Raw genomic sequence first — 5,159 nt, forward strand, 5'->3', positions numbered from 1 at the left:
TTGCGTGTCATGTTCGATCCCTGTGCTGATGCAAACCTTGGACCTTAACAGCCGGGCGCCGTTCGCCCCCCTGCCGATGGTTGGGGCCGCGGCCGATTCATGCCAACGCAACCGGCCGCGATATAATGGGCGCCCCTCCACCGAGGGGCGCTGCGACCGTTCCGGACCCTGTCCGGCCGGCCAGGCTCGGTGGCCAGGTTTGTTCCAACGGCGCCCGGCGATTACGAGTCTTGTTGTCATGCGGGTGTCGGATTGCCGACATCGCGTCTGACGAGCATGGCGCGTCACTACCGGAGCTTACGAATGAATGCTGTTGCCAAGACCTTCTCCACCGAAGGCGATTACAAGGTTGCCGATATCTCCCTTGCCGACTGGGGTCGCAAGGAACTGGACATCGCCGAGCATGAAATGCCGGGCCTGATGTCGATCCGCCGCAAGCACGCCGCCACCCTGCCGCTGAAGGGCGTGCGCGTGACCGGTTCGCTGCACATGACCATCCAGACCGCGGTGCTGATCGAGACCCTGAAGGACATCGGCGCCGACGTGCGCTGGGCGTCCTGCAACATCTTCTCGACCCAGGACCACGCCGCTGCCGCGATCGCCAAGTCCGGCACTCCGGTGTTCGCCTGGAAGGGCGAGTCGCTGGAGGAATACTGGGACTGCACGCTGGACGCGCTGACCTTCACCCTGCCCGACGGCACCCTGACCGGCCCGGAGCTGGTGGTGGACGACGGCGGCGACGTGACCCTGCTGATCCACAAGGGCTATGAGCTCGAAAACGGCAGCGACTGGGTCAACGAAAAGGCCGCCTCGCACGAAGAACAGGTCATCAAGGACCTGCTCAAGCGCGTGGCCAAGGAGCGTCCGGGCTACTGGGCCCGCGTGGTCAAGGACTGGAAGGGCGTCTCCGAAGAGACCACCACCGGCGTGCACCGCCTGTACCAGCTGGCCCAGGCCGGCACCCTGCTGATCCCGGCGATCAACGTCAACGACTCGGTCACCAAGAGCAAGTTCGACAACCTGTACGGCTGCCGCGAGTCGCTGGCCGACGGCCTGAAGCGCGCAATGGACGTGATGCTGGCCGGCAAGGTTGCCGTGGTCTGCGGCTACGGCGACGTGGGCAAGGGCTGCGCCGCTTCGCTGCGTGCCTACGGCGCGCGCGTGGTGGTCACCGAGATCGACCCGATCTGCGCCCTGCAGGCGGCGATGGAAGGCTTCGAGGTCAACACCATCGAATCCACCCTGGGCCGTGCCGACCTGTACGTCACCACCACCGGCAACAAGGACATCATCCGCATCGAGCACCTGAGCGCGATGAAGGACCAGGCCATCGTCTGCAACATCGGCCACTTCGACAACGAGATCCAGGTCGATGCGCTGGTGGGCTTCCCGGGCGTGCAGCACGTGAACATCAAGCCGCAGGTGGACAAGTACATCTTCCCCAACGGCAATGCGATCTTCCTGCTGGCCGAAGGCCGCCTGGTCAACCTGGGCTGCGCCACCGGCCACCCGAGCTTCGTGATGTCCAACTCGTTCGCCAACCAGACCCTGGCCCAGATCGACCTGTGGGCCAACAAGGACAGCTACGAGAACAAGGTGTACCTGCTGCCCAAGCACCTGGACGAAGAAGTGGCCCGCCTGCACCTGGAGAAGATCGGCGTGAAGCTGACCACCCTCACCCAGGAACAGGCCGACTACATCGGCGTGCCGGTGGAAGGTCCGTTCAAGCCGGATCATTACCGCTACTGATCGGCCTGCCGATCCTGTTGCGTTGAGATGGAACGGGCGCCTTCGGGCGCCCGTTCTTGTTTCTGCTCAGCCTTGTGGCGGCCGCAGTTCGCCGCCGATCCAGCGCCCCTGGTCGTCAACGGCCCGCGCCAGCCGGCGCTCCCTGCCCCACTGCGCATACTCCAGGCGCACCCGGTCCAGCGCCGCCGGCAACGGGGGCAGTGCATCGGGCGCCGGCGCACGGGTAAGGGCGGTATCCAACAGGTGCCAGTGATTGCCCAGCAACACCCAACGTTCGTGCCGCACATGCCGGTGCGCACGCGATTGGGTCCACAACTGCACGATCTCCATCATGGCCTGCGCGCGCCCTTCCACGATGTGCAGTTCAGGACGTGCGCCGCGGCGCTTGCATGCCATGACCACCGGACGCCACGCCCGGAAGACGGCCCAGCCCGCGCCAACAGCGGCGAGGAGGGCGAAGAACAGTCCACCGGCAGGCGAGCCGCGCTCCAGGACCGTCAGCGCCAGGGTGGCCGCCATCGCCAGGCTGCCCGCAATGCCCGCGCCGAGGATCTGCCCCGTCGTGAACGCGACCGCCGGCAGCGGCCAGCGCTCCAACGGGGTGCATTGAATCGACGGTGCCGGCTCATCGGCCTGCTGCACGCCCAGCAGAAGATCCGGCGTACCGCGTTCCACGTACACCTGCAGCGGCGTCGCGCGCGGGTACATCACCAGCGCGGTGATGAATGTGTCGTTCAACCGGCGGAACCGGGCCGGCAACACCATCACCAGCGGTGACGCCAGAGCGACACCCGCCAGTGCGATGCTGCAGCCTTCCTTCGCGTTCCAGAACGGGCCAAGGGCGGTCGCCGGGCACGCCATGCCCCAGGCCTCGCCGCGCCGGAGCGCGACGACCAAGGGCGCGATCTTCCTTCCCATGTAGCGCGCCATTACAAACGCGACCAGCAGTGTGCCCAGTGCCAATCCCCCGCACAGCCAGGCGATGGCCGGCGATTGCGCCCATTCGTTCCATGTCATCCACGTGGTGAGCGCCGCAATCCCCAGCATCATCGACACCCCGTACAGGTGGGCCAGCAGGTGCGGCAACCGGCTACGCAGCGACTGCCAAAGCTGCGCACGCAGCACATCGGTCAAGGGAACGCGGACGAAGGGCGGGAACGGTTTGCGGTGGGGCACGGCGCATCCTTGCGGCTGTTTCATCGAGCGTCCAGATGCTGATCGGCTGCGCACACCCGGTCAAGGCCGGCCAGCAGTCGTCTCGGTCAAGGCAAGACGCGCGCACCACGCTACGATGCCCCCATGACCCCGGCCATCAACCTGCTCAAGAAGCACGGCATCGCCCATAGCGTGCTGTCCTACCACCACGATCCCGAGGCCGCCTCCTACGGTGGCGAAGCCGTGCAGCAGCTCGGGCTGGACCCGGCGCAGGTGTTCAAAACCCTGCTGGCCAGCACCGAGAAGCACGAACTGCTGGTGGCGATCGTGCCGGTCAGCGGCACGCTCGACCTGAAGGCGCTGGCCGAGGCCGCCGGCTGCAAGAAGTGCGAGATGGCCGACGTGGAGCAGGCGCAGCGCGCCACCGGCTATCTGGTCGGCGGCATCAGTCCACTGGGGCAGAAGAAGCGGCACCGCACCTTCCTGGATGTCACCGCGCAGGCGCTGCCGGTGGTGCATGTGAGCGCGGGTCGGCGCGGGCTGGAAGTGGCCCTGTCGCCAGCCGACCTGCTGCAGCTCACCGGCGGCACCTACGCACCGATCGGCAAGTTGCGATGATCGGCAGCCTGTTCGAGCGTCTGTTCGGCACGCCCCTGCCGCCGCTGCAGGAAGGCCGCCCCGGCACCGCCCTGCTGCGGGCGCTGGGCAGTAGCGACTACGGCCTGCTGCGCACCGCAGCGGCCACCATCGCCCTTACCCGCGAGGCGGCCCTGCTGGATGACCTGGCGTTGCAGCTCCCGTATGTGGAGGCGGCTCGCGCACGCTACACGACCGACCCGAAGTGGATCCGCGAGCACTACGAACTGGACGTCGTGCTGCGCAAACTGCGCCACTGGCGTGATCGCAGTGGCTGCCTGTGCCAGCTGTATCCGCACTGGATGCATTACGAGCCTGGGCGCGAGATCGCCAGCGGCCATGTGATGCCCATCGCCACGGGCGTCGCCGAAGGTGGCTGGGGCGATACGCAGGACGCCACCTGCACCGTCTGCGGACGCGGGTGGCGCTGCACTGATCGGGAGTATCACGCGCCCTGGTGGGAGTGGAGCCCACTACCGCAACCCTGATCGTGTCCCTGGGGGTAGAGCCACGCCATGCGTGGCTGCCGCGATGCCGGGAGCGGTGCAGCCACGCATGGCATGGCTCTACGGGGTCATCCGGTTACGGCCGCCAGTTGGCATTGCTCTCCCAGAACGCCACCGCACGCGCATAGGCGTCACGGTCCAGCGGCACGCCCGATCCGCCCTCGTCCACGCCCAACGCGTTGCGCATCATCGTGATCGGCGCCATCGGCACTTCGTCCGGCTCGGCGGTGTAGATGCAGCCGACGATGCCCCAGTCGGCGTCGATCGGCGAGCCCTCCTTTGCCAGCTGTTCGGCGCTGTAGAGGATCACCACCAGGTAGTTCGCGCGCGGCGATTCCACACCCTCGAACCAGCGCACCAGCACCGGCAGTTCGTTGCGCTTGCGTGCTTCGTACGCGCTGTGCAGCTGGTGGCGGTTGGCGTCGGTGATCGGCACGGTCAGGCAACGCGTGCTGGTCCAGTTCTCGTACACGAACAATTTGCAGAACGGCGCGTAGCCGTCGAGCACCTTGAACGGTGCATGCGCGTTGAGGTGTGCCTGGAACTGTTCGGCGGTGCAGTCCTGGATGGTGTTGCCGCGTGGGATGCGCGGGAACAGGCGGGGACGGGCGAAGTCGGTGAGGACGATGGACATGGGGCACGCAGCGGGAAAACAGGCGCACAGGGTAACCGGCCCGGCATTTGAAATCCGTTTCACATCGCCTGCCCAGACTGCGCCCACCCCTTGAAGGAGCGCGCACCATGACCCTGAATTTCCCACGCTGGCTGCTTGTGCTTGCGGCCACCCTGCCCCTGGCCGGCAACGCGTCGACGGCCGCCCCCCCTACCCCTGCGCGCGTACTGCTGGTGGTCAGCGGTGAAGGACGCGACCAGGGCAAGACCCGGCCCGGGTTCGAGATGGACGAGTTCGCGCAGGCCTGGCTGATCCTCCGCCAGAACGGCTTCGAGATCGACGTGGCCAGCCCCGCTGGCGGCGCGGTGCAGGCCGACAAGTACAACCCCGCCGAGACCTTCAATGCCGCACTGCTGGCCGATCCGCAGGCGGTGGCGAAGCTCGCCGCCACCCTGCCTACCGCCGCACTGCAGCCGCAGGCGTACGCCGGCGTGTTGGTG

5 protein-coding genes, 1 pseudogene and 1 riboswitch are annotated in these 5,159 nt (G+C 67.0%); of the genes and pseudogenes, 4 read left to right on the forward strand and 2 right to left on the reverse strand.

What is annotated here, in order from left to right; all coding sequences use genetic code 11:
• Positions 1-136 precede the first annotated feature (136 nt).
• A riboswitch (S-adenosyl-L-homocysteine riboswitch) is annotated at positions 137-223 on the forward strand.
• Between the two features lie 80 nt (positions 224-303).
• Positions 304-1,749, forward strand: a complete 1,446-nt coding sequence (ahcY, locus tag DBR34_RS10055; RefSeq protein ID WP_128096685.1) for an adenosylhomocysteinase — start codon at positions 304-306, stop codon at positions 1,747-1,749.
• A 66-nt stretch (positions 1,750-1,815) separates the two neighbouring features.
• Here the strand turns inward: ahcY and DBR34_RS10060 are convergent, their stop codons facing one another.
• Entirely contained in the window at positions 1,816-2,925 is a 1,110-nt protein-coding gene (locus DBR34_RS10060) for a hypothetical protein (RefSeq protein ID WP_128096686.1), read from the reverse strand.
• Positions 2,926-3,048: 123 nt separating this feature from the next.
• Between DBR34_RS10060 and ybaK the strand changes: the two genes are divergently transcribed.
• Together ybaK and DBR34_RS10070 are read left to right on the forward strand one after the other, a co-directional pair.
• Positions 3,049-3,522 carry a Cys-tRNA(Pro) deacylase gene (gene ybaK / locus DBR34_RS10065; protein ID WP_128096687.1) on the forward strand — a complete coding sequence of 158 codons (474 nt, stop codon included), beginning with the start codon at positions 3,049-3,051 and terminating at the stop codon, positions 3,520-3,522.
• On the forward strand, positions 3,519-4,028 hold the full coding sequence (locus tag DBR34_RS10070) for a hypothetical protein (protein WP_128096688.1): 510 nt from the start codon (positions 3,519-3,521) through the stop codon (positions 4,026-4,028). Before ybaK ends, DBR34_RS10070 begins: the two co-directional genes overlap by 4 nt.
• Before the next feature lie 94 nt (positions 4,029-4,122).
• Here DBR34_RS10070 and DBR34_RS10075 read toward each other — a convergent pair whose 3' ends face one another.
• A complete protein-coding gene (locus DBR34_RS10075) occupies positions 4,123-4,680 on the reverse strand; it encodes a DUF3228 family protein (protein WP_128096689.1) in 558 nt (185 codons plus the stop codon).
• Between the two features lie 107 nt (positions 4,681-4,787).
• Here DBR34_RS10075 and DBR34_RS10080 point away from each other — a divergent pair.
• Positions 4,788-5,159: pseudogene (locus tag DBR34_RS10080) on the forward strand (type 1 glutamine amidotransferase domain-containing protein); the annotation flags it as partial.

It is taken from the genome of Stenotrophomonas sp. HMWF003 (assembly GCF_003061285.1).
GTDB lineage: Bacteria > Pseudomonadota > Gammaproteobacteria > Xanthomonadales > Xanthomonadaceae > Stenotrophomonas > Stenotrophomonas maltophilia_AP.

Coding starts and splice junctions, on each gene's coding strand:
- ahcY (WP_128096685.1), top strand. CDS start 304: ATGAATGCTGTTGCCAAGACCTTCTCCACCGAAGGCGATTACAAGGTT.
- ybaK (WP_128096687.1), top strand. CDS start 3,049: ATGACCCCGGCCATCAACCTGCTCAAGAAGCACGGCATCGCCCATAGC.
- DBR34_RS10070 (WP_128096688.1), top strand. CDS start 3,519: ATGATCGGCAGCCTGTTCGAGCGTCTGTTCGGCACGCCCCTGCCGCCG.
- DBR34_RS10075 (WP_128096689.1), bottom strand. CDS start 4,680: ATGTCCATCGTCCTCACCGACTTCGCCCGTCCCCGCCTGTTCCCGCGC.